Annotated in this window: 19 protein-coding genes; 11 read left to right on the forward strand and 8 right to left on the reverse strand. The window is 69.5% G+C overall.

The features are described 5' to 3' along the window. Positions 1 to 27: 27 nt before the first annotated feature. From ACZZZQ_RS04245 to ACZZZQ_RS04255, 3 genes are read right to left on the reverse strand one after another with little or no spacing between them, the layout of a single operon-like run. Positions 28 to 957 (reverse strand): glycoside hydrolase family protein, encoded by a 930-nt coding sequence (locus tag ACZZZQ_RS04245; RefSeq protein ID WP_463506965.1) that lies wholly within the window; start codon positions 955 to 957, stop codon positions 28 to 30. After that, positions 954 to 2045 carry a Gfo/Idh/MocA family protein gene (locus ACZZZQ_RS04250; protein WP_463506966.1) on the reverse strand — a complete coding sequence of 364 codons (1092 nt, stop codon included), beginning with the start codon at positions 2043 to 2045 and terminating at the stop codon, positions 954 to 956. Before ACZZZQ_RS04250 ends, ACZZZQ_RS04245 begins: the two co-directional genes overlap by 4 nt. A 28-nt stretch (positions 2046 to 2073) precedes the next feature. Further along, positions 2074 to 3849 (reverse strand): ABC transporter ATP-binding protein, encoded by a 1776-nt coding sequence (locus tag ACZZZQ_RS04255; protein ID WP_463506967.1) that lies wholly within the window; start codon positions 3847 to 3849, stop codon positions 2074 to 2076. Between the two features lie 65 nt (positions 3850 to 3914). On the opposite strand from ACZZZQ_RS04255, the gene ACZZZQ_RS04260 reads away from it, so the two are divergent. From ACZZZQ_RS04260 to ACZZZQ_RS04285, 6 genes are all read left to right on the forward strand, one after another. Continuing rightward, positions 3915 to 4880, forward strand: coding sequence for a serine hydrolase domain-containing protein (locus tag ACZZZQ_RS04260; RefSeq protein ID WP_463506968.1), 966 nt, complete (start codon positions 3915 to 3917; stop codon positions 4878 to 4880). 95 nt (positions 4881 to 4975) lie between these two features. After that, on the forward strand, positions 4976 to 5368 hold the full coding sequence (locus ACZZZQ_RS04265; RefSeq protein ID WP_053098757.1) for an L-rhamnose mutarotase: 393 nt from the start codon (positions 4976 to 4978) through the stop codon (positions 5366 to 5368). Further along, on the forward strand, positions 5365 to 6531 hold the full coding sequence (gene rhaI / locus ACZZZQ_RS04270; protein WP_463506969.1) for an L-rhamnose isomerase: 1167 nt from the start codon (positions 5365 to 5367) through the stop codon (positions 6529 to 6531). Before ACZZZQ_RS04265 ends, rhaI begins: the two co-directional genes overlap by 4 nt. 75 nt (positions 6532 to 6606) lie before the next feature. Beyond that, the gene (locus tag ACZZZQ_RS04275) at positions 6607 to 7461 is read left to right on the forward strand and encodes an alpha/beta hydrolase (protein WP_056276823.1); all 855 of its coding nucleotides are present in this window, start codon (positions 6607 to 6609) and stop codon (positions 7459 to 7461) included. After that, on the forward strand, positions 7458 to 9494 hold the full coding sequence (locus ACZZZQ_RS04280; RefSeq protein ID WP_400340225.1) for a bifunctional aldolase/short-chain dehydrogenase: 2037 nt from the start codon (positions 7458 to 7460) through the stop codon (positions 9492 to 9494). Before ACZZZQ_RS04275 ends, ACZZZQ_RS04280 begins: the two co-directional genes overlap by 4 nt. Then, complete coding sequence (locus ACZZZQ_RS04285) at positions 9491 to 10888, forward strand: rhamnulokinase (protein WP_463506970.1); 1398 nt, start codon at positions 9491 to 9493, stop codon at positions 10886 to 10888. Before ACZZZQ_RS04280 ends, ACZZZQ_RS04285 begins: the two co-directional genes overlap by 4 nt. 175 nt (positions 10889 to 11063) lie before the next feature. Here ACZZZQ_RS04285 and rhaS read toward each other — a convergent pair whose 3' ends face one another. The 4 genes from rhaS to ACZZZQ_RS04305 are packed head-to-tail and all read right to left on the reverse strand — an operon-like array spanning position 11064 to position 15769. Further along, on the reverse strand, positions 11064 to 12107 hold the full coding sequence (rhaS, locus tag ACZZZQ_RS04290; protein WP_463506971.1) for a rhamnose ABC transporter substrate-binding protein: 1044 nt from the start codon (positions 12105 to 12107) through the stop codon (positions 11064 to 11066). A gap of 55 nt (positions 12108 to 12162) precedes the next feature. Further along, positions 12163 to 13215, reverse strand: a complete 1053-nt coding sequence (locus ACZZZQ_RS04295) for an ABC transporter permease (protein WP_053098751.1) — start codon at positions 13213 to 13215, stop codon at positions 12163 to 12165. Next, on the reverse strand, positions 13212 to 14243 hold the full coding sequence (locus tag ACZZZQ_RS04300) for an ABC transporter permease (RefSeq protein ID WP_053098750.1): 1032 nt from the start codon (positions 14241 to 14243) through the stop codon (positions 13212 to 13214). The genes ACZZZQ_RS04295 and ACZZZQ_RS04300 overlap by 4 nt, the downstream gene beginning before the upstream one ends. Beyond that, positions 14240 to 15769, reverse strand: coding sequence for a sugar ABC transporter ATP-binding protein (locus ACZZZQ_RS04305; protein ID WP_053098749.1), 1530 nt, complete (start codon positions 15767 to 15769; stop codon positions 14240 to 14242). Before ACZZZQ_RS04305 ends, ACZZZQ_RS04300 begins: the two co-directional genes overlap by 4 nt. A gap of 150 nt (positions 15770 to 15919) precedes the next feature. Between ACZZZQ_RS04305 and ACZZZQ_RS04310 the strand changes: the two genes are divergently transcribed. Beyond that, positions 15920 to 16927, forward strand: a complete 1008-nt coding sequence (locus ACZZZQ_RS04310; protein ID WP_187249926.1) for a LacI family DNA-binding transcriptional regulator — start codon at positions 15920 to 15922, stop codon at positions 16925 to 16927. Positions 16928 to 17019: 92 nt separating this feature from the next. Here ACZZZQ_RS04310 and ACZZZQ_RS04315 read toward each other — a convergent pair whose 3' ends face one another. Next, positions 17020 to 18063 carry a M24 family metallopeptidase gene (locus ACZZZQ_RS04315; protein WP_463506972.1) on the reverse strand — a complete coding sequence of 348 codons (1044 nt, stop codon included), beginning with the start codon at positions 18061 to 18063 and terminating at the stop codon, positions 17020 to 17022. 74 nt (positions 18064 to 18137) lie between these two features. On the opposite strand from ACZZZQ_RS04315, the gene ACZZZQ_RS04320 reads away from it, so the two are divergent. From ACZZZQ_RS04320 to ACZZZQ_RS04335, 4 genes are all read left to right on the forward strand, one after another. Continuing rightward, the gene (locus ACZZZQ_RS04320; RefSeq protein WP_463506973.1) at positions 18138 to 19142 is read left to right on the forward strand and encodes a LacI family DNA-binding transcriptional regulator; all 1005 of its coding nucleotides are present in this window, start codon (positions 18138 to 18140) and stop codon (positions 19140 to 19142) included. An 85-nt stretch (positions 19143 to 19227) separates the two neighbouring features. Next, positions 19228 to 20556 carry a Gfo/Idh/MocA family protein gene (locus ACZZZQ_RS04325; protein ID WP_463506974.1) on the forward strand — a complete coding sequence of 443 codons (1329 nt, stop codon included), beginning with the start codon at positions 19228 to 19230 and terminating at the stop codon, positions 20554 to 20556. Continuing rightward, on the forward strand, positions 20553 to 21449 hold the full coding sequence (locus ACZZZQ_RS04330; RefSeq protein WP_463506975.1) for an NAD-dependent epimerase/dehydratase family protein: 897 nt from the start codon (positions 20553 to 20555) through the stop codon (positions 21447 to 21449). The genes ACZZZQ_RS04325 and ACZZZQ_RS04330 overlap by 4 nt, the downstream gene beginning before the upstream one ends. Before the next feature lie 35 nt (positions 21450 to 21484). Further along, positions 21485 to 22549 carry a mandelate racemase/muconate lactonizing enzyme family protein gene (locus ACZZZQ_RS04335; RefSeq protein WP_463506976.1) on the forward strand — a complete coding sequence of 355 codons (1065 nt, stop codon included), beginning with the start codon at positions 21485 to 21487 and terminating at the stop codon, positions 22547 to 22549. Positions 22550 to 22553: the final 4 nt, after the last annotated feature.

The following is a 22553-nucleotide window of genomic DNA, read 5'->3' on the forward strand; positions in this document are numbered from 1 at the left end:
GGCAATTCGCGGCGGGGATTACATCGATTACCGTGGGGTCTTCGATCCTCTCACGATCAGCTTCCCGCCCTCGACCTCGAGCCCCACGCGATGCACGGCGGATCGCCTCTGCTCGCCCGTCGCAGAGTGGGCCGGAGCCCGCTCCGCGGCGGCGGCGAAGAAGTAGAACCACAGGTCGTCGCCGACGCGCACCTGCGCGCCGTGACTGCCGACCCCTCCGGTCGGCAGATCAGCGAGGATCACGGCATCCGCATCACCCTGACGCGTCCAGCGCGTGCCGTCGTCGGAGCGATAGACGCCCATTCCCCGCCACTCGTCCACGATCAGCCACCAGAGACCGCCGAGCTCGAACACGGTCGGCCCCTCGTGCGGCCGTCCTCCGATCGCGACGCCGTCGAGGGACCAGTCCACGAGGTCGGGCGATGACGCGACCATGGTCACCGAGTCCGCCGCCTCATCCTTGTACCAGAGGCGCCACAGTCCGTCGGGCGTGCGCGCGACGGCCGCATCGATCACACGATCGCTGCTCAGCACGAGCGGGCCGCATCTCGACCAGTGCCTCAGGTCGTCGGAGGCGTACTCGACGATGGCGCGAGCGAACCCCGGCCAGCGGTCGGGGATGCCGTCGATCTCGGTGAGATGCATCCGCCAGCGCGCACCGTCCCAGAAGACCTCCGGGGCCCAGTGGGTGCGGTCGACCTCGGCGGGCGGCGGGCCGGGCTCGAGGACGAGATCGGATGCCGTGGGCTCGAGCGTTCCGTCGTAGCGCCAGTCCAGACCGTCGGTCGATGTCGCGACCCCGATCCGGCTGCCGTGCACCCACGACACCCCCGGTCCCGCATCGGCGAGGCTCGCCCGACGCTGGGTGTAGAACATCCACCACAGCCCGTCGGCGTCGACCACGACCCGCGGGTCGGTGGCTCCGTCGTAGACGGGGTCGCGGTAGAGCTCTCTCATCTGCGGAGATCGGTGACCGGACTCGCGAAGCCGGCCCGGTGCGTGGGGTGCGAGCCCAGCAGCTCGGGGGTGATCACCGTGCCGTCCGCAGCGGCCGAGGCGTAGATGGCCGCCACGATCTCGAGCGAGCGTGCGGGTGCATCAGCAGTAGGAGGCAGGGGTGCTCCCTCCAGCAGAGCGTCGAACACGTCGCGCAGCAGCGGCTCGTGGTCGCTGCGCTCCTCGGCATCCGGGAGCGCCCATCCCTCGGCCTCCGACTCGAAGCCGGGCGCCGGGGTGATCCGCCAGTTCTCATGACCGTGGCCGTAGACGTGGTCGACCGTGACCGTGGCCTTCTGGGTGTCGATGCGGATCGAGCTCGTCTCTCGCGGCGACACGGCACTGGTGACGAGCTGCGCGACCACTCCCCGGTCGAAGACGATGGTCGCGGTCGAGACGTCCTCGGTCTCGGTCTCGCGGTCGAGCCGCCAGAGCCTGCCCTGCACCGACGACCAGTCGCCCAGCAGGTGCGCGAGCAGGTCGATCTGGTGGATGCCGTGGCCCAGGGTCGTTCCGCCGCCCTCCGTCTCCCACTTGCCGCGCCACGGCACCGCGAAGTAGTCGGCGTCACGGAACCAGAGCGTCTGACACACGGCGACGAGCGGGCGGCCGAGGGCTCCGCTCTGCAGCAGCCCGCGCACGTGCGCCGCGGCCGTGCCGGTGCGCTGCTGGAAGACGACCGCCAGCTGCCTGCCCGCGGCCTCGGCCGCCGCGCGCATCTCGTCGAGCTCATCGAGCGAGGGTGCCGGCGGCTTCTCGACGATCACATGCGCGCCGGCTGCGAAGGCTGCGAGCGACTGCGAACGGTGCGGCCCGGGCGGCGTGCAGATGAGCACGACGTCGGGGCGCTCGGCGGCGAGCATCTCATCGAGGTCGCCGTAGGCGGCATCGATGCCGTATCGGCCGGCGAACCCCTGCGCCTTCTCCCGGCTGAGGTCGGCGACGGCGACGAGCTCGGCGCGCGGGTACGCGGCGACCGCGCGGGCGTGCGCGTTCGCCACCGCCCCGGTGCCGACCAGGGCCGCGCGAAGGGTCTTCTCGGTTGTCATCGTTCCTCCTCAGGACGCTGAGCCGGGGTCATCTGATGCCGTTCTGCACCAGGTGCAGGCGGGCGTATCGCCCGTCGGCGGCGAGCAGCTCGTCGTGCGAGCCCTGTTCGACGATACGTCCGTGCTCGAGCACGACGATGCGATCGGCCTGCCGGATCGTCGACAGCCGGTGCGCGACCACAAGCGTCGTGCGACCGCGCATGAGCCGTTCGAGGGCCTCTTTGACGAGTCCCTCGGACTCGGGGTCGAGCGCGCTCGTCGCCTCGTCGAGCAGCAGGATCCGCGGATCGCGCACGAGCGCGCGGGCGATCGCCAGACGCTGGCGCTGACCACCCGAGAGGCGCGCTCCGCGCTCGCCGACCACCGTGTCCCACCCCTGCGGCTGCTCGCTCACGAACTCCCACGCGTTGGCGTCTCGCAGCGCCTGTTCGACGCGATCGGGCGTGACGTCGGGCATGCCGTAGGCGATGTTGTCGAAGACCGATCCCTCGAACAGCACCGACTCCTGCGGCACGACCGAGATCGACCGGCGCACTGTGCGCAGGTCGAGCTCCTGCATGTCGGCGCCGTCGAGCACGATGCGGCCGCTCGTCGGACGGACGAATCCGAGCACGAGGTTCAGGAGGGTCGACTTGCCCGAGCCCGACGATCCCACGAAGGCGACCGTCTCGCCGGGGGCGATCCGCAGATCGATCTCGAACAGGGCGTCGTCGTCGGCATCCGCGTAGCGATGCGTCGCAGAATCGAGCACGATCTCGCCGGCGACCGCCGAGACGACGCGCTTGCCGGAGTTCTGCTCGATGTCGGGCTCTTGCAGCACCTCGGCGATCGAGCGCACCGACTCGAGCCCGCGGGCGCCGACGGGAATGAGCATGAGCAGCTGGGTGAGCCCGCCGGTCAGCAGCGTGAAGTAGCTCGAGAGCATCACGACCTCGCCCGGCGTGATCGGGAGGAAGCCGGTGAGCGCGCACACGGCGGCGAGCATGAGGCAGGCGACGCCGAGCAGCTGCATCGCGACCCAGGAGATCGAGGCCACCCGGCCGTTCAGCAGGTCGAGGTCGAGTCCGGCGCGGCGCACGCCATCCGCCCCGCCCGCGACGCGGTTGATCGCCGTCTCCTCGAGCCCGTGAGCGCGTGTCACCGGGATCAGCGACGCCATCTCGCCGACGCGGGCCGACAGCGTCTCGATCTCGCGCCGGAAGACCTCGTTGCGACGCTGCGATCGATTGCGCATGCCGTAGCGGATGCCGATCGCGATCGGCACGGCGAGGGCGTACACGGGAAGGAACTGCGGCACGGTGACCGCCGTCATGCTGAGTGCGCCGAGCATCACCATGGTCGACGACAGGAGCGGATGCGTGACCTGCTGCAGCATGAGCTCGACGTTCTCGACGTCGCGCACCACCTTCGTCTGCACGATCGACGAGCTCATCCTCGTGTGGTACCCGATCGAGAGGCTCTGCAGTCGCGCGGTGAGGGCGTTGCGGAGATCGGCACCGAGGTCTCGCACCACGGTCATGAAGTTGCGGGTGTAGATGATGTGGTTCGGGTAGTTCTGCAGCAGCAGCACGGCGGCCAGCGCGAACCACCACAGCACCTCGGTGACATCGCCGTCGCTCGCCACGACGTCGATGATCGCGGCGGTGATCACCGGCAGGAACCAGAGCGGGATCTCCTTGATCGCGAAGGCCGTGATCGCGAAGGTCAGTCGCCAGGGACGGCGGGCGACGAGGCGCAGCACGGAGCGGGTGGGGTGATCACCGTCGATGAGCGCGGCCGGATGGGAAAGCGCTTTCTGTGCCATGGTCCTATCGTAGAGTCACCGCACCCGTCTGGGAAGCGCGACCATCCGAATCAGCAGGAGCAGCCATGACCTTCGACGCAGCATTCGACTGGGCACGTGGTCACGTGCAGGCGGAGCGCCTGCCGACAGCGGTGCTCGGCATGGCCACCGCCGACGGGATCGTCGACCTCGAGGGCTTCGGGGCCGCGACGGATGCCGTGTATCCGCTGTTCTCGATCACGAAGGTGCTCACCGGCATCACGGCGACGCGCGCCATCGAGAGGGGTCTGCTCACCCCGAACACTCCGCTCGCCGACGCCCTGCCGCAGTTCGGCACCTCTCGTGACGACATCGTGCGGCTGTGGCACCTCGCGTCCCACACCTCGGGGATCTCCGAGCCGGCTCTCGACACCGCGCTTCCGCTGCGCGACGAGCTGCTCAGCCAGGGGCGGGACTTCGCCGCCGGCACCGCGTCGCGGTATTCCACCCTGGCCTTCGAGGGGATCGCGGCGCTGATCGAGCACGCGACCGGTTCGACCTGGGATGCCGGCACATTCGACTGGGCGCATCGCATCGGCGCGATCGGCCTGACCCTCGACCCGAGCGAGTCCCTCGGGGTTCCGGATGCCGCGGTCGGCGGACTCGACCTCGACCGGTTCCACGCCACGCGTGCTCCCGGCGCAGGACTCCTGGGCAGAGCCGAGGATCTCCTGCACCTCGGCGCCGAGCTGCTGCGCATCGGCCAGGGCGCGAAAGACGGCATCCTGTCTCCGGCGGGACTGGCCATGATGCTCCGCCCGCTGACCGGCGCGATCCCCCGCCTCGACCCGTACCCCTCGGAGCGCGGTCAGGACTGGGGCTTCACGTTCAACCTGCGCTCACGAGCGCCGGGGCTGGTGGACCGTGACGTCTTCGGCCACGGCGGGTGGGCGGGCACGGAGTTCTGGGTGCACCCGACGGCGGGCGTCTGCTGGGTGCTGCTCACGAACGCGGCCGTGCGCCCGGGCGTGGACGCCGATCAGCTCGACAACGCGGTCATCACCGCCATGTGACCGCTGACGCTCGCTTGACACGTCGCTCGCCCGTGTCTAGGGTTGAGACATTGAATGAAACGATTCAAAATCCGCTCGATGAAGAGAGAACCATCATGACCCGCGTCGCGTTCCAGTTGCAGGTGCGTCCTGAACTGCTCGACGAATACCTCGCCCGTCACTCGCCGGTCCGGCCCGAGATGCTGGCCGAGATCGCGGCCGCCGGCCGCCGTAACTACTCGCTGTTCCTCGCCGAGGGCGGCACGCTCGTCGGCTACTACGAGACCGACGACGATGCCGCCGCCCAGGCGTATCTCGCCGCCTCCCCCGTCGCCGCGCGCTGGGAGTCCGAGATGAGCCGATTCTTCATCGGTCTCGACGGACGCCCCGACCAGGCCGCCACCGCACTCGCCGAGGTGTTCCACCTCGAAGACCAGCTCGCCGACGCCGGCGACTCCCCCGCATCAGACATCGACAACCGCACCGACACCGAAGGCAGCGCCTCATGAGCACCCTCTCGTCCGACAACCTCGCCGCCCTCGAACAGCAGGGCATCGAACTCCCCAGCTGGGCGTTCGGCAACTCCGGCACGCGCTTCAAGGTGTTCGGCACGCCCGGCACGCCCCGCGACCCGTGGGAGAAGATCGCGGATGCCGCGCAGGTGAACAAGTACACGGCGCTCGCACCCTCGGTCGCCCTGCACATCCCGTGGGACCTGGTCGACTCGTTCTCCGACCTGCGCAAGCACGCCGAGGACCTCGGCGTGACCCTGGGCACCATCAACTCCAACACGTTCCAGGACGACGACTACAAGTTCGGCGCGCTGACCCACGAAGACCCGTCGATCCGCCAGAAGGCGATCGACCACCACCTCGCCTGCATCGACGTGATGGATGCCACGGGCAGCCGCGACCTGAAGATCTGGCTCGCCGAGGGCTCGAACTACCCGGGGCAGGCCGACCTGCGCGGCCGTCAGGACCGCCTGCAGGAGTCGCTGCAGCAGATCTACGCACGCCTCGGCGACGACCAGCGCCTCGTGCTCGAGTACAAGTTCTTCGAGCCGGCGTTCTACCACACCGATGTTCCCGACTGGGGCACGTCCTACGCCCAGGTCTCGTCCCTCGGCGACAAGGCCATGGTGTGCCTCGACACGGGCCACCACGCACCCGGCACCAACATCGAGTTCATCGTCATGCAGCTGCTGCGCCTCGGCAAGCTCGGGTCGTTCGACTTCAACTCGCGCTTCTACGCCGACGACGATCTCATCGTGGGCGCGGCCGATCCCTTCCAACTGTTCCGCATCCTGTTCGAGGTCGTGCGCGGCGGCGGCCTGAACAACCCCGATGTGGCGTTCATGCTCGACCAGTGCCACAACGTCGAGGACAAGATCCCCGGTCAGATCCGCTCGGTGCTCAACGTGCAGGAGATGACGGCGCGTGCGCTGATCGTCGACCGCGACGCCCTGACCGCGGCGCAGAAGTCCGGCGACGTGCTCGCCGCCAACGCCGTCTTCATGGACGCGTTCTACACCGACGTGCGCCCCGCGCTCGCCGAATGGCGAGAGTCGCGCGGCCTCGCAGCCGACCCGATGGCGGCCTACGCCGAGTCGGGCTACCAGCAGAAGATCGCCGCCGACCGCGTCGGTGGCGTGCAGGCCGGCTGGGGCGCCTGAGCCCGCACCCCGACCCGTCGGGATGCGGGAGCCGATCCCCGCATCCCGACGCCCCCCGACAGAACGGATGACACCGTGAACGAGCAGGTGCTCGACGGACCGCACGGACCGCTGCGCGTGCGGGTGTACACCCCGACCTCTCCCGTCGGCCCCGGACTCGTCTGGGTGCACGGCGGAGGGTTCGCCGCCGGTGAGATCGACATGCCGGAGGCCGACTGGGTCGCGCAGAGCTTCGCCGAGCGCGGCATCGCCGTGGTGTCGGTCGACTACGCGCTGGCTCCCTTCCCTCGCACCTGGGCTGCGGCAGCCGGGGCACCCGAGCGAGAGGGCGTGCACTACCCGGTCGCCTCCGAGGAGGTCGAGGCCGCATTCCGTTGGGCGGTCGACTCCGGCCTCACCGAGGGGCCGTGGTCGATCGGCGGAGCGAGCGCCGGCGGCAACCTCGCGGCCGGCGCGGCACTGCGCCTCAGTCACGGTCCCGGGCCCTTCCCTGCGCTCGCGGTGCTCGCCTATCCGACGCTCCACGCCGTGCAGGCAGCCCCGGATGCTGCGCTGCGCGCCGCTCTCGACGCGGACCCCGATGCCGACGTGTTCGGCCCCGACCCGGTGCGCGGCATGTACGAGAACTACCTCGGCGGGCCGGTCGACGGTGGCGACGTCTACGCCGTGCCCGGCACAGCGTCCCCCGCCCAGCTCTCGCATTTCCCCGCCACGATCATGATCAACGGCGAGGTCGACGAGCTCCGTGTCTCCGGCGAGGCGTTCGGCGCCCTGCTGCGCGACGCGGGCGTCGAAATCGACATCTCGACCGAGGCGGGCACCCGCCACGGCCACCTCAATCAGCCCGAACTCGCGGCAGCGACAGCATCGATCGACCGCTTCGCCGCCCGCATCCTCGCCACGTCTCCACAGAACAGGGAACAGCCATGACCAACCCCACCGCCGCCGCCCTCATCGAGCGGTCGAACCGCCTGGGCGCCGACCCGAAGAACACCAACTACGCCGGTGGCAACACGTCGGCGAAGGGCACGGAGACCGACCCCGTCACGGGTCAGCCCGTCGAGCTGATGTGGGTCAAGGGTTCGGGTGGAGACCTCGGCACGCTCACAGAGCAGGGTCTCGCCGTGCTGCGCCTCGACCGCATGCGCGCACTCGTCGACGTCTACCCGGGCCTCGACCGTGAGGACGAGATGGTCGCCGCGTTCGACTACTGCCTGCACGGCAAGGGCGGTGCAGCTCCTTCGATCGACACCGCGATGCACGGGCTCGTCGACGCCGCGCACGTCGACCACCTGCACCCCGACTCGGGCATCGCGATCGCCACCGCGGCCGACGGCGAAGAGCTGACGGCGAAGATCTTCGGCGACAAGGTCGTGTGGGTTCCGTGGCGTCGCCCCGGATTCCAGCTCGGACTCGACATCGCCGCCATCAAGGCGAAGAACCCGCAGGCCATCGGCACGATCCTCGGCGGCCACGGCATCACCGCCTGGGGCGACACGTCGGAGGAGGCCGAAGCCAACTCCCTCTGGATCATCGACACCGCGGCCGCCTACATCGAGGCCAACGGCAAGGCCGATCCGTTCGGCGGCGTCCGTGCCGGCTTCGAGGCACTCCCCGAGGCCGAGCGGCGTGAGCGCGCAGCGGCCCTCGCCGGCACCATTCGCGGGATCGCGTCGACCGACAAGCCGATGGTCGGCCACTTCACCGACTCCGACGTCGTCCTCGACTTCCTCGCCTCCGAGCGCGCCCCTGAACTCGCGGCTCTCGGCACCAGCTGCCCCGACCACTTCCTGCGCACCAAGGTCAAGCCGCTGATCCTCGACCTGCCGGTCACGGCATCCGCCGATGAGCAGATCGCCCGTCTGCACGAACTGCACACCGAGTACCGCGCCGACTACCAGGCCTACTACGACGCGCACGCGACCGCCGAGTCGCCCGCGATCCGCGGCGCCGACCCGCTCATCGTGCTCGTGCCCGGCATCGGAATGTTCTCCTACGGCGCCAACAAGCAGACCGCCCGCGTCGCCGGTGAGTTCTACGTCAACGCGATCAACGTCATGCGCGGCGCCGAGGCACTGTCGACATACTCGCCCATCTCTGACGCCGAGAAGTTCGACATCGAGTACTGGGCGCTCGAAGAGGCCAAGCTGCAGCGCATGCCGAAGCCGAAGTCGCACCAGGGACGCATCGCCTTCGTCACCGGAGCCGCCAGCGGCATCGGCAAGGCCATCGCCACCCGCCTCGCCGCAGAGGGCGCCTGCGTCGTCATCGCCGACCTCGACCTCGAGAAGGCACAGGCGGCCGCCGCCGAGCTGGGCAGCACCGACGTCGCGATCGGCGTCGCGGCGAACGTCGCCGATGCGGATGCCATCCAGGCGGCGCTGAACGACGCCGTGCTCGCGTTCGGCGGCGTCGACCTCGTCGTCAACAACGCCGGTCTCTCGCTGTCGAAGCCGCTGCTCGAGACCACCGAGAAGGACTGGGATCTGCAGCACGACGTCATGGCGAAGGGCTCGTTCCTCGTGTCGAAGGCCGCGGCCCGCGTGCTGATCGACCAGAAGCTCGGCGGCGACATCATCTACATCTCGTCGAAGAACTCCGTCTTCGCCGGCCCCAACAACATCGCCTACTCGGCGACCAAGGCCGACCAGGCCCACCAGGTGCGGCTGCTGGCCGTCGAGCTCGGCGAGTTCGGCATCCGCGTCAACGGCATCAACCCCGACGGTGTCGTGCGCGGCTCGGGTATCTTCGCCTCCGGCTGGGGCGCGAACCGTGCCGCGACCTACGGTGTCGCCGAAGAGGACCTCGGCCAGTTCTACGCCAACCGCACGATCCTCAAGCGCGAGGTCGTTCCCGAGAACGTGGCGGATGCCGTCTACGTGCTGACGGGTCCCGAGCTGAGCCGCACGACCGGTCTCCACATCCCGGTCGACTCCGGCGTCGCTGCGGCGTTCCTGCGATGACGGTGCGGTCCGTCGCCGCCGTCGACCTCGGAGCGACCAGCGGTCGCGTCATGATCGGCCGGATCGGCGACGGCCGGCTCGACCTCGAACTCGTCTCGCGGTTCCCGAACGGGCCCGTCGAGCGCGAAGACGGTCTGCACTGGGACTTCGGCGCTCTCTACGAGCACGTCGTCGCAGGGCTCGCCGAGGCAGTACGGCGCGAACCGGCGATCGAGAGCGTCGGCATCGACTCGTGGGCCGTCGACTACGGCCTGCTGCGAGACGGCGAACTCCTCGCCGAGCCGTTCCACTACCGCGACGCGCGCACGGCGCGCGGCGTCGACGAGGTGCACACGGTCGCGCCCTTCGCCGAGCTCTACGGCCGCAACGGACTGCAGTTCCTGCCGTTCAACACGCTGTACCAGTACCGCGTCGATGCCCGCCTCGCCGACGCCGACACCGCGTTGCTCATTCCCGACCTCATCGCGTTCCTGCTCACCGGAACAGCGGTGGCCGAGCGGACGAACGCCTCGACCACCGGGCTCCTCGGCGTCGAGTCGGGCGAGTGGGACGCCGAGCTCGCCGAGCGCATCGGCATCCCGACGCGCATCCTGCCGACACTCGTCGATCCGGGCGAGACGATCGGCACACTCCGCGCGGACCTGGTCGAGCGCATCGGCAAGAAGCTGCCGGTGATCGCGGTCGGGTCGCACGACACAGCATCCGCCGTCGTCGCCGCTCCCCTGTCGACCCCGCACTCCGCCTACATCTCGTGCGGCACCTGGGGGCTGGTCGGCGTCGAGCTGACCGAGCCGGTGCTGACGGATGCCGCGCGCGAGGCGAACTTCACGCACGAGCTCGGCGTGGACCGTCGCTACCGCTTCCTGCACAACGTGACGGGACTCTGGCTGCTGAGCGAGACCGTGCGCGCGTGGGAGGCGGAGGACGGCTCGCGGATCGACCTGCCCGAGCTGCTGGCCGCGGCATCCGCCGTGACAGAAGACGTGCCCCTCTTCGACGCGAACGACGCGTCGCTCAGCGCACCGGGAGACATGCCCGCGCGCATCACGACACTGCTCGGGGCCGAGGCTCCGACGACGCGACCCGCCTTCGCCCGGTCGATCGTCGAGTCGATCGCGACCGCCTTCGCGGATGCCGTGCAGACGGCAGCCGATCTGTCAGGGCGCGAACTCGACAGCATCCACCTCGTGGGGGGCGGCTCGCTGAACCGTCTGCTGTGCCAGGCCACCGCGGATCGCACCGGCCGTCCCGTGCTCGCCGGCCCCGTCGAGGCGACAGCCCTCGGCAACGTGCTCGTGCAGGCACGGGCTCTCGGCGCCGCCCCGGCATCCCTCGAGGAGCTGCGCGCCCTCGTCGCCGCGACGCACGAACCGGAGCGCTTCGACCCGCGCTGACTCCCTCACGCCCGTCGCAGCCCCTCATCCGACCGCCCGTATCCCCGATGGATGCCGGTGCGAATCCCTGTGCGGCTGCGGATGCCCGCCCTGTCAGGCGCCGGAGAACGCACACCGCGGCGCACACGGAAAGGGGCGCCGAGGCCGAAGCCCCGACGCCCCTCACGAACTCGACTCAGAAGTCGAACTCGCCGATGTTGTCTGCGTTGAACTCGAACGGGTCGCCGAGAAGAACGACGCCGTCGGCGCCGACCGTGTACTCGCCGAGGTCTCCGGCCTCGAAGGTGTCGCCCTCTTCGCCGGTGATCTCACCATCGATCAGCGCCTTGGAGGCGAACGCGGCCAGGTAGCCGAGGTCGGCAGGGTTCCACAGCGCGAACGCGGTGACGGTGCCGTCTTCGACGTACTCGCGCATCTGGTTCGGCGTGCCGAGACCGGTGATGGCGACCTTGCCCTTGTAGTCCGAGGTGGACACGTACCGCGCCGCAGCCGCGATGCCGACCGTGGTGGGCGAGATGATGCCCTTCAGGTTCGGGTGGCTCTGCAGCAGCGCAGCGGTCTTGTCGAACGACGTCTGGTCGTCGTCGTCACCGTAGACGGTCTCGACGATCGTGATGTCGGGGTACTCGCTGGCGACATACTCCTTCATCAGGTCGATCCAGGCGTTCTGGTTCGTCGCGTTGGCCGATGCCGACAGGATCGCGACCTCGCCGGCTCCGCCGATCTGGTCGGCGATCAGGTCGACCTGCACCTTGGCGATGCCCTCGGAGTCGGCCTGGTTGATGAACAGGTCGCGGCACTCGGGGTTCGTGTCGGAGTCGAAGGTGACGACCTTGACGCCGGCGTCACGGGCCTCGTTCAGCGCGTCGCAGATCGCCTTCGGGTCGTTCGCCGAGACGACGAGCGCGCCGACGGCCTGCTGCGTCGCGGTGTTGATGTAGCTGACCTGGGCGTCGGGGGTGGCCTCGGCCGGACCGACCTCGGCGAACGTGCCGCCGAACTCGTCGACGGCGGTCTTGCCGCCCTCGCTCGAGGTGTCGAAGTACGGGTTGCCGAGGTTCTTGGGCAGGAACGTGATCGCGAGGTTGTCGGATCCGCCTTCACCCTCTGAACCCGAGCCTCCGGATCCGCCGCTGGTGTCGGCGCAGCCGCTCAGCACGAGCGCTGCGGCCACGGCGACCGCCGCGAACCCCGCGATCTTCTTACGTGCAAACGTCATTGTTCTTCCTTTCGTGATGATCACCGCTGGCGGGTGCCGGCGATGAGAGGCTGCCTCATGGTGCGGGAGAGGCTGCTACGCGCAGTGGCGGACCGGCCTTCGCGCGGACGCGCTGCGCCCAGGCGAGGACGCTCGCTGCGACGACCGAGAAGATCAGCAGCCCGCCGGTGATGATGTTGATGACGTCGGAGGTGACGCCCGCGAGGCGCAGGCTGCTGCCCAGCACCCCGATCAGGAGAACGGCGGCGACGACGCCGTGCAGGTGTCCCCGTCCGCCGAACACCGACACTCCGCCGAGCACCACGGCCGCGATGACCTGCAGTTCGAGCCCGGTGGCGTTGTCGCCTCGGGCGCTGCCGAACCGCAGCGTGTAGAAGATGCCTGCGAAGGCGGCGACCACGCCCGAGAGCACGAACAGGATGAACTTCGTCCGTTCGACGTCGACGCCCGAGAACCGCGCGGCGTCCTTCGACAGACCGATCGCGAAGACACCACGGCCGAAGGGCGTGAAGTGCAGCAGCACGGCGAACAGCACCAGCAGGATCAGGAACGGGATGACGATGTACGGGATGGTCGTCCCGGCGATCTTCGCCTTCGCGAGCGCCGTCCATGTCTCGGGGAAGTCCGTGACGGCCGTGGTGCCGAGCAGGCCGACCGCAAGCCCGCGGAAGAGTGCGAGTGTGCCGATCGTGACGGCGAGCGACGGCAGCCCGACGATCGTGACGAGGAACCCGTTGAAGGCTCCGCCGACGACGCCGACGAGGAGGGCCGCAAGGGCGGCGACCTCGAAGGGAGCACCCGACTCGGTGAGGACTCCGGTGACGACGCTGGCGAGCCCCACCATGGATCCCACCGACAGGTCGATCTCGCCCGTGATCATGACGAGCGTCATGGGCAGCGCGATGAGCAGGATCGGTGCGACGTCGAGCAGGAGGTAGTTCGCGGTGATCGGCTGGGCGAAGCCGCGGATCGTGACGGCCGCCACGATCGTCACCAGCACGAGGAGCGCGATGATCGCGAACTCGCGGTTGATGAAGATGCGCCGCCACAGCGGACGGTCGTAGTCGCGGATGACGCGGGTCGACGTCGTCGTCGTTGTCGTGGTCATGATTCGTCCCTCGCCTCGATGAGCTGGCGTCTCTGTCTGACCGCGAGCACCCGGTCGAGCACGATGGCCCCGATGATGAGCACACCGACCACGGCACGCTGCCAGAAGTCCGGGATGCCGAGAATGGGCAGCGCGCGGTTGATGGTCATCAGGAGCATCGCGCCGATGGCCGCGCCCCAGACCGTGCCGACACCGCCGGTGATCGCGATGCCACCGATGACGGCTGCGCCGACGGCATCCAGCTCCCAGCCGCTTCCCGCCTGCGAGCTGATGGATCCGTATCGCGCGGCGTAGAAGACGCCGGCGAGACCTGCGAGTGCACCCGAGAGGACGAACGCGGAGAGCACCCGACGGGTGACCTTGAGGCCGTAGAGCTCGGCCGCCGAGGGGTCGGAGCCGATCGCGTAGTACTCGCGTCCGCCGCGGATGTTGCGCAGATACCAGGCCGCGAGCGCGAGCACGATCACCGCGATGATCGTCAGCACAGGGATGAACAGGATCTGCTGCGTGCCGAGTGCGAGGAAGTCCTTGGGCATGTCGGAGGCGTTGATGCGATCGCTGCCGGTCCACAGCACGTTGATGCCGCGGTAGGCATAGAGCGTGCCGAGCGTGATCACCATGGCCGGCACCTTCGCGAAGGCGACCAATGCGCCGTTGACCAGGCCGAGGAAGGCCCCGAGCAGGACGGCCGCGATCACGACGACCACGATCGGGATGCCGGGGACGTCGACGAAGAGTCGTCCGGTCAGGTAGGCCGTGAGGCCCATCACCGAGCCCACCGACAGATCGACGTTGCGCGTGATGATGACGATCGCCTGGCCCACGGCGACGAGCATGAGGATCGACGGCGTGAGCAGCAGATCGCGCCAGCCGTCGGAGCTGAAGAGGAACGCCGGATTCTTGACGGTCGCGGCGATCACGACGAGCACGAGCGCGGCGAGGATGCCGAACTCGCGTGCACGGCCGATGCCGCCGGGCTTCTTCGCGATCGCCGGAGCGGCGGCCGCGGGTGCGGTGGTGGTGCTCATGAGTGCAGCTCCGATGAGTGGGTGGCGGCGAACATGACGTTCTCGCTGGTGGCGTCGTCGCGGGAGATCTCGGCGGTGATGCGTCCTTCGCGCATCACGAGCACGCGATCCGCCATGCCGAGCACCTCGGGCAGCTCGGACGAGATCATCAGGATGCCCATGCCCTCGCCGGCGAGCTGCGACAGCAGTCGGTGCACCTCGGACTTGGTGCCGACGTCGATGCCGCGGGTCGGCTCGTCGATGATGAGGACGCGCGGGTCGGTGGCCAGCCACTTGGCCAGCACGACCTTCTGCTGATTGCCGCCCGAGAGGGTGGAGGCCACGGTGTCGAGCGCGTGCGTCTTCACCTCGAGGCGCGACGCCCACTCCTTCGCCGCACGGTTCTCGATGCCGCTCGTGATGAGTCCCCACTTCGAGAGGCGCCGGCGGATGGCGAGCGTGATGTTGCCTCCGACGCTCGCGTCGATCACGAGCCCCTGCTTGCGGCGGTCCTCGGGAACGAGCGCGAGTCCGCTGCGCATCGCGGCGGTCGGGTTGCGGCGGGCGACGCCCGCGCCGAGCATCCGCACCTCTCCCTCGTCGTAGGGATCGACGCCGAAGATCGCGCGGGCGACCTCCGAGCGACCGGCGCCGACGAGACCTGCCAGTGCGACGATCTCGCCCGCGCGCACCGTGAACGAGATGTCATGGAAGACGCCGGGACGGGTGAGCGCTGTGACCTCGAGCAGCGGCTCGCCGATGGCGGCCTCCTGCTTGGGGAACAGCTCAGTGACGTCGCGGCCGACCATCTGGCGCACCAGTTCGTCGACCGTGGTCTCGGCGATGGGAGTGGTGTCGATGTATGCCCCGTCACGCATGACGGTGACGGTGTCGCACAGGTCGAACACCTCGTCGAAGCGATGCGAGATGAAGAGGATCGCGCGTCCCTCGTCGCGGAGGCTCCGCGCGACCGCGAAGAGTCGGTCGACCTCGACGCCGCTGAGTGCGGCCGTCGGCTCGTCCATGATCAGCACGCTCGCGTCGAGGGAGATGGCCTTGGCGATCTCGATGATCTGCTGGTCGGCGATCGACAGACCCTCGGTGATGCGGTCGGGGTCGAGCGTCACGCCCAGGCGGCGGAAGATCCGGTCGACTTCGGTGCGCATGGCCTTGCGGTCGATGCGGCCGAGGAAGCCGGTGGGCTGACGTCCCATGAAGATGTTCTCGGTGACCGAGAGATCGGGGAACAGCGTCGGCTCCTGGTAGATGACCGCGATGCCCGCGGCCTTCGACTGGGCGGTGCTGGTGAAATCGACATCGTCGCCGTGCAGACGGAAATCGCCCGAGTCGCGGCGGTACAGACCGGCCATGATCTTCACGAGCGTGGACTTGCCCGCGCCGTTCTCGCCGATGAGGGCGTGGATCGAGCCGGGGCGGAGCGTCAGGCTGCCGGAGCGGAGTGCGACGACGGGGCCGAAGGACTTCACCACCCGATGCAGCTCGAGCGCGGTGGGGGGAGCGCTGCGGGCGGAGGCTGCGTCTACCACTGGCTTTCCTCTCCGTTGAGGGGGATGATGATCGGAATGAACTTTACCTGAATCGATTCAAGCTCGTTTCAGGCTAGTGTATGTGATGCCGGTCTCAGGTCAACCCCCGATGCCGAAGCGTGATCCGCCCGACGACGAGAGGACTGCCGAATGCCGGTCAGCATCCGCGATGTCGCCGTTCGCGCTGGCGTCTCCGTCGGCACCGTCTCGAACGTCCTGAACCGACCGGACGAGGTCTCCAGCGAGTCGGTCGAGCGAGTGACGCAGGCGATAGAAGAGCTCGGCTACGTGCGAAACGACGCCGCCCGCAAGCTCAGAGCCGGCGTGAGCACGACCGTCGGATTCGTCGTGCTCGACGGCCAGAACCCCTTCTACAACGATGTCGTGCGCGGTGCCGAAGACGAGGCGTCCAGCCACGGCATCGCGATCCTGTACGGCAACACCGACGACGACCCGTCCCGCGAGAAGGTCTATCTCGACCTGTTTCGCGAGCAGCAGGTGCGCGGCCTGCTCATCGCCCCCTACGGCGACGTCATGACGCAGCTGCGCAAGTTCCGAGCGAGCGGGATCGCGACGGTTCTCGTCGACCGATTCAGCGCCGACAGCGGGTTCTCGTCGGTGTCGGTCGACAGCGTCGCGGGTGGGCGACTGGCGGTCGAGCACCTCATCGAGGGCGGTCGGCGGCGGATCGCCTTCGTCGGGGGCCCCTTCGACATGCGTCAGGTCACCGACCGTCTCGCGGGCGCTCGCGCGGCGGCCGAGAACGCGGCGGTGCACGTCGAGCTCGAGGTCGTGCCGACGGCGGCGATGACGGTCGAAGAGGGCGTCGCCGCCGGAGCGCGCCTGCTCACCCGCCCTCGGCGCGAGTGGCCCGACGCGCTCTTCGCCGCCAACGATCTGCTCGCCCTCGGCCTGCTGCAGTCGCTCGTGTCGGGCGGACGCCTGCTCGTCCCCGACGAGATCGCGCTGATCGGCTTCGACGACAATCCGTTCGCGGCCGCCGCCGCGGTGCCGTTGTCATCCATCCGGCAGCCCAGCCGCATGATCGGTCGCACGGCGCTGCGGATCGTGCTCGAAGAGGCGGCCGACCCCGAGAGCATCCCCCGTCAGACCGTGTTCCCGCCCGAGCTGATCGTACGCAGCTCGACCGTCGGCTGACCCGGGGCCGCCTTCCCCGGACCTCGGCGGCTCACATGCATCCGCAACCTGAGCATGCATTTCGGCCCAGAGCCCCGCCACCGAGCCCCCGATCAGGTCCCGTACGCCCTCGAGACCGGCCGATGCAGCCCCTCGTACTCGACCGACGGCCAGCGCTCATCGACCGTGAGCACCTCCCAGTCGTCATCTGTGCGCAGCAGGGTGTCTTCGACTTTGCGGCCCGGTGCGGTCGGGTTCCAGGCGAACGCCTGATCCTCGACGATCAGATCCGCAGTGGATGCCGTGGCGCGGGGATCGCGACCGGCATACCCGGTCGGTCCGCCCTGGTGGTGGCGCTGCCATTCGTCGGCGTCGAACCCGAAGCGGGCGTACGCCGCGATGCCCGCCGTGAACGCGTCGTTCAGACGGGCTCCCGGCACAGACGCATCGAGGAAAGCCCGCTCCACGCCCCAGATCGGCTCCTCGTCGACGGATGCGCCGACCCAGCGTGTCGCGTTGGCGATGAGCCCGTTCCGACGCCCGCACACGACGATCATCGCCCGCTCTCCGAGCAGCCCGGCGGTCGGAAGCGGATGCCGGAACGCAGTCCGATCGGAACCGGCGACCAGCACGACCAGCGGATCGATCCCTCGGGCGATGAGCTCGGCGGAGACGATTGCGGCGACCGTCCGCTCGCTCTGCTCCGGGCCGACGCGGGTGAGCGCATCCGTCAGCGCCTCGGCCGTCTCCCGTCCGAGAAGTCGATATCTGCCATGCTCGGCCGGCAGCAGGCGCGCGCGAGCCGCGCGCAGTTCGGCCGCCACGTGCGATTCGGCGACGCCGGCCTCCTCAGCCGCGGCGGCAGCGGGTGGGATCCACCACGGCACCCGCACCACGCGCGCGGCATCCTCCGGCAGCAGTTCCTCGGCGATCAGCCGATCGGCCTCGTTCTCGGCGATGAAGAGCACATCGCCCTGCGCCTCCGCCCGCACCGCGAGCACCGGAGGACCCGCGAGCGACACATGCGTGCGCACGCCCTCGAGGTACCACGACAGCGATTCGTGAGAGACGAGCACCACGGGCGCCCCGTCGACCTCTCGGCGCACGCGCGCCAGCCGATCCTGCTTCTCGGCGCGGTCCTCGGATGCTCCAGCCATGAGACCCTCCCTGAAGAACGTTTTCTCGTAGTATGACGACAGCCGCGACCTCTCGCGGATACGAAGGGATGCCGATGGCACGCGAATCGACACGCCCCGGCATCACCGACGTCGCGAAACTCGCCGGCGTCTCACTGTCGACGGTGTCGCGCGCGATGAACGGCAACCCGACGGTCGATCCGGCGCTCGCCGAGCGCGTGCAGGCAGCCGCTGCGCAGCTCGGCTACACGGCGAACCCCGTGGCACGGAGCCTGGTGCTCGGCCGCACCCAGACCATCGCCGTCGTGATCCCCGACCTCGAGAACCCGACGTTCCAGGCGATCCTGCGTGGCCTCAGCCGCGCGGCCGCGGCCGACGGATACCACGTGCTGGTCGCCGACTCGCGTGAGGACCTGGATGAAGAGCAGGCGCTCGCCCGAGCGACCAGGCTGCGCACCGACGGCGTGATCCTCTGCGCCCCTCGAATGCCCGAGGAGGACCTTGGCCGACTGCTGCCGATGCTCTCCCCCGCCGTCGTGATCAACCGCGGCCCGCAGACGAGCACTCCCGTGGTCGGCGCCGACTACGGATCCGGCATGCGCGAGATCGTCGGCCACCTCACCTCGCTCGGCCACCGCCGGCTCGTCTATCTCGCCGGCGCCACCCGCAGCGTGACGCACAGGGCGCGGCAGGATGCGATCGCGGCGGAGCTCTCCCGGACCGACGGGCTCGAAGTCGAGGAGATCACCGCAGGCGTCGACTTCGACAGCGGCACCGCGGTCGCCGACCAGGTTCTCGCGAGCGGAGCCACCGCAGTGATCGCCTACAACGACCTCGTCGCCATGGGGCTGCTCTCGGCCTTGACCGTGCGCGGCATCGACGTGCCGGAGCAGCTGTCGATCACGGGTTTCGACGACATCCCCTTCGCCGCCTACACCTCACCCCCGCTCACGACCGTGGCCGTTCCCGCGGTCGAGATCGGCGCAGCCGCATGGGCTGCGATGCACGACCAGCTCACCGGCGGCGATCCCACGGCAGCGCTCACCTTCACGCCGACCCTGATCGTGCGCGGCAGCACCGCCACCGTCCACACGCCCTGAACCGTCGGCGGTCCCGGGGCCCGACACCTCCCCTGTGCTATCGTCGAGAAAACGTTTCCTGCCCGGAGATCGAAGAGAGATCACGATGACGAAGACCCGCTACGCCCTCGCCGGCGCCGGAGCCCGGGCCCAGATGTACGTCGAGGGGATCATCGGCACGCACCGTGACCGCGCCGAGCTCGTGGCGATCATCGAGCCGAACCCGGTGCGGGCCGCGCACTACGCCGACCGCATCGCGGAGGTCGGCGCGCCGGCGCCCCGCCTCGCCACCCCCGACGAGCTCGAGCAGGTGATCAGCGACGAGCGGGTCGACCGGGTCATCATCTGCTCCCGCGACGACCTCCACGCCGAGCTGATCGTCCGGTCGCTCGAAGCGGGCGCCGACGTCGTCGTCGAGAAGCCGCTCACGATCGACGCGGCGAGCGCCGCCCGCATCGAAGACGCCGTCGAGCGCACCGGTCGCCAGGTCGTGCTGACGTTCAACTACCGCTACTCGCCCCGCAACAGCGCACTGCGCCAGGTGATCCAGGACGGCACGATCGGCGACGTCACGTCCGTGGACTTCTCGTGGATGCTCGACACGAACCACGGCGCCGACTACTTCCGCCGCTGGCACCGCGAGAAAAAGAACTCGGGCGGTCTGCTCGTGCACAAGTCGAGCCACCACTTCGACCTCGTCAACTGGTGGATCCGCTCGCGGCCGATCCGCGTCTTCGCGTCCGGCGGCCTGCGTTTCTACGGAGCCGAGAACGCGGCCGGCCGTGGCCTCGGCGAGCGACCGGCGCGAGGCACCCACGACGACGGCGACCTGTTCGAACTCGACCTGCGCACCGATGAGCGTCTCACCGCGCTCTACCTCGACGCCGAGGAGCACGACGGGTACCGGCGCGATCTCGACGTGTTCAGCGAAGGCATCACGATCGAGGACAACCTCGCACTCGTCGTCGACTATGCGTCCGGCGCGACGATGTCGTACTCGTTGAACGCGCACTCCCCCTGGGAGGGCTACCGCGTCGCCGTCAACGGCACCCTCGGCCGGGTCGAGCTCGAGGTGGTCGAGCGCGGCGCCGTGCTCGCGGGCGAGGGACTGCACCCGCACATCGACCCCAGCCTCTCCGGCGGCCACGGCACGACCGCACTGCGCCCTGAGAGCGAGCGTCTGATCGTTCAGCGCCACTGGGAAGAGGCCTACGAGGTGCCGATCGACGGCGGCGACGGAGGCCACGGCGGTGGAGACGAGCTGCTGCTGTCCGATGTCTTCGAGGGCCCCGGGGACGACCCCCTCGCGCGTCCGGCCGACTGGACCGACGGCATCCGCTCGATCGCGGTGGGCATCGCGGGGAACCGCTCACTCGAGACGGGCCTTCCGGTGAAGGTCGACGAGCTCGGGATCGCTCTGCTGGCGCGGCCATGAGGATCATCGTCACCGGCGGTTCGGGCAGACTCGGACGCACCCTGGTGACGGGCCTCGCAGATGCCGGGCACGAGATCGTCTCGATCGACCGGGAGCCGAGCGCGGCCCTCGACCGGGACGGGATCACGCAGGCGTCCCTCGACCTGACGGACGCGGATGCCACGGCATCCGCTCTCGCCGCGACGTCGGCGGATGCACTGATCCATCTCGCGGCGATCGCAGTGCCGTTCAGCGCACCCGAGGACGTGATCATCCGCACGAACGCGGCTCTCGCCCAGTCGGTGCTGGGCGGAGCCGTACGGGCCGGCATCCACCGCGTCGTCGCGGCGTCGAGTCCCACCGTGGTCGGCTATGGCGCACCTCGCGGCTGGACCCCTGAGCGCCTCCCCCTCGACGAGACGTCGCCGACCGAGCCCTGGAACGCCTACGCCCTGTCGAAGCTGCTCATCGAGCAGACCGTCGACATGCTGCGGCGTCAGGCCGGCGACGACGTGCGCTTCGCCTCCTTCCGCCCCTGCTACGTGATCGCCCCGGAGGAGTGGGCCGGCGCTCTCACCCAGCAGGGCCACACCGTTCTCGATCGTATCGACGATCCGGCGCTCTCCGCGCCCGCGCTCTTCAACTATGTCGACGCCCGCGACGTCGCAGCCTTCACCGACACCCTCCTCGCCGCGCTCGACCATATCCCGAACGGCGAGAGATTCTTCGTGGGAGCCGACGATGCCCTCGCCCGCCGCCCGCTGAGCGAGCTGCTGCCCGAGTTCCACCCCGGCACCGAGCACGCGGCCGCGGCGCTGACCGGCACTTCCCCCGCCTTCTCGTCCGACAAGGCCGCCCGACTCCTCGGCTGGCGCCCGTCCCGCACCTGGCGTGCAGAGCTGGCACTGCTGTGACCACGATCCGGAGCCTGTCGACTCGTCTGCAGAGGGTGCCGCTGACTCGCCCGTGGGCTGCCGACGTCACCTCCGTCGGCGTGATCGCGACTCATGTCGTGCGCTCCGACGGTGGCGAGGGATGGGGCTTCTCGTGGAGTCCGCAGATCGGTGCGCCCGCCGTGCAGGCGCTGCTCGAGCATGACATCGCTCCCGCCGCGGTCGGCCGCTCCGCCACGCCCGCCGAGAGCTGGCAGGGGATGTGGGAGCACCTGCACGAAGCCGGAGGCGGGGGGATCACGACGATCGCACTCGCCGGTCTGGACCTGGCGCTGTGGGATGCGGAGGCGCGGTCGACCGGCGTCTCGGTGTCGGAGTCGATCGGCCGCCGCCGCGAACGGGTGCGCGCCTACGGCTCAGGCGTGAACCTGCACTACTCGCTCGACGAACTGCTCGCCCAGGTGCAGCGCTGGATCGATGCGGGGTTCGAGGCGGTCAAGATCAAGGTCGGAAAGCCCGACATGGCCGAGGACGCCGATCGGGTCGCCGCCGTCCGCGAGCTGCTCGGCCCTGATCGGGGGCTGATGATCGACGCGAACCAGCGGTGGGATCTGGCGCGGGCGACCGCATCCGTCGAGGTCCTGTCGCGCTTCGACCTCGCCTGGATCGAAGAGCCCCTGCGCGCCGACGACCTCGACGGACACACGGAACTCGCACGGCGCATCGACGTGCCTATCGCGCTCGGCGAGAATCTGCACACCGCGCACCGTTTCGGCGACTTCCTGCGCGCGGGTGCGGCGCAGATCCTGCAGCCCAACATCGTGCGGGTCGGCGGGATCACGCCGTTCCTCCGCATCGCCGAGCTGGTCGCCGCGCACGGTGCGACCCTGCACCCGCACCTTCTGCCCGAGCTCTCGGGTCAGCTCGCGCTGACTCTGCCAGACACCCGCCACGAGGTCCTGGTCGAAGACGTCGAAGACGCCGGCTTCGGTGCGCTGGGAGCTCTCGCCGACCCCTCGCCGGTGACGATCGCCGACGGCCACCTCACCGAGAACCCGCACCACGGCCTCGGGCTCCGCTTCGCTCCCCTGCTCGACGACGGGGCCCGCCTCGGCGCCTGAGTTC

Source organism: Microbacterium sp. AC132 (genome assembly GCF_979258525.1).

Bases quoted from the DNA above. Each gene is read 5' to 3' on its own strand.
- ACZZZQ_RS04260 (WP_463506968.1), top strand. From the start codon at position 3,915: ATGACCTTCGACGCAGCATTCGACTGGGCACGTGGTCACGTGCAGGCG.
- ACZZZQ_RS04255 (WP_463506967.1), bottom strand. From the start codon at position 3,849: ATGGCACAGAAAGCGCTTTCCCATCCGGCCGCGCTCATCGACGGTGAT.
- ACZZZQ_RS04310 (WP_187249926.1), top strand. From the start codon at position 15,920: ATGCCGGTCAGCATCCGCGATGTCGCCGTTCGCGCTGGCGTCTCCGTC.
- ACZZZQ_RS04320 (WP_463506973.1), top strand. From the start codon at position 18,138: ATGGCACGCGAATCGACACGCCCCGGCATCACCGACGTCGCGAAACTC.
- ACZZZQ_RS04250 (WP_463506966.1), bottom strand. From the start codon at position 2,045: ATGACAACCGAGAAGACCCTTCGCGCGGCCCTGGTCGGCACCGGGGCG.
- ACZZZQ_RS04330 (WP_463506975.1), top strand. From the start codon at position 20,553: ATGAGGATCATCGTCACCGGCGGTTCGGGCAGACTCGGACGCACCCTG.
- rhaI (WP_463506969.1), top strand. From the start codon at position 5,365: ATGAGCACCCTCTCGTCCGACAACCTCGCCGCCCTCGAACAGCAGGGC.
- rhaS (WP_463506971.1), bottom strand. From the start codon at position 12,107: ATGACGTTTGCACGTAAGAAGATCGCGGGGTTCGCGGCGGTCGCCGTG.
- ACZZZQ_RS04300 (WP_053098750.1), bottom strand. From the start codon at position 14,243: ATGAGCACCACCACCGCACCCGCGGCCGCCGCTCCGGCGATCGCGAAG.
- ACZZZQ_RS04285 (WP_463506970.1), top strand. From the start codon at position 9,491: ATGACGGTGCGGTCCGTCGCCGCCGTCGACCTCGGAGCGACCAGCGGT.
- ACZZZQ_RS04325 (WP_463506974.1), top strand. From the start codon at position 19,228: ATGACGAAGACCCGCTACGCCCTCGCCGGCGCCGGAGCCCGGGCCCAG.
- ACZZZQ_RS04265 (WP_053098757.1), top strand. From the start codon at position 4,976: ATGACCCGCGTCGCGTTCCAGTTGCAGGTGCGTCCTGAACTGCTCGAC.
- ACZZZQ_RS04315 (WP_463506972.1), bottom strand. From the start codon at position 18,063: ATGGCTGGAGCATCCGAGGACCGCGCCGAGAAGCAGGATCGGCTGGCG.
- ACZZZQ_RS04245 (WP_463506965.1), bottom strand. From the start codon at position 957: ATGAGAGAGCTCTACCGCGACCCCGTCTACGACGGAGCCACCGACCCG.
- ACZZZQ_RS04280 (WP_400340225.1), top strand. From the start codon at position 7,458: ATGACCAACCCCACCGCCGCCGCCCTCATCGAGCGGTCGAACCGCCTG.
- ACZZZQ_RS04295 (WP_053098751.1), bottom strand. From the start codon at position 13,215: ATGACCACGACAACGACGACGACGTCGACCCGCGTCATCCGCGACTAC.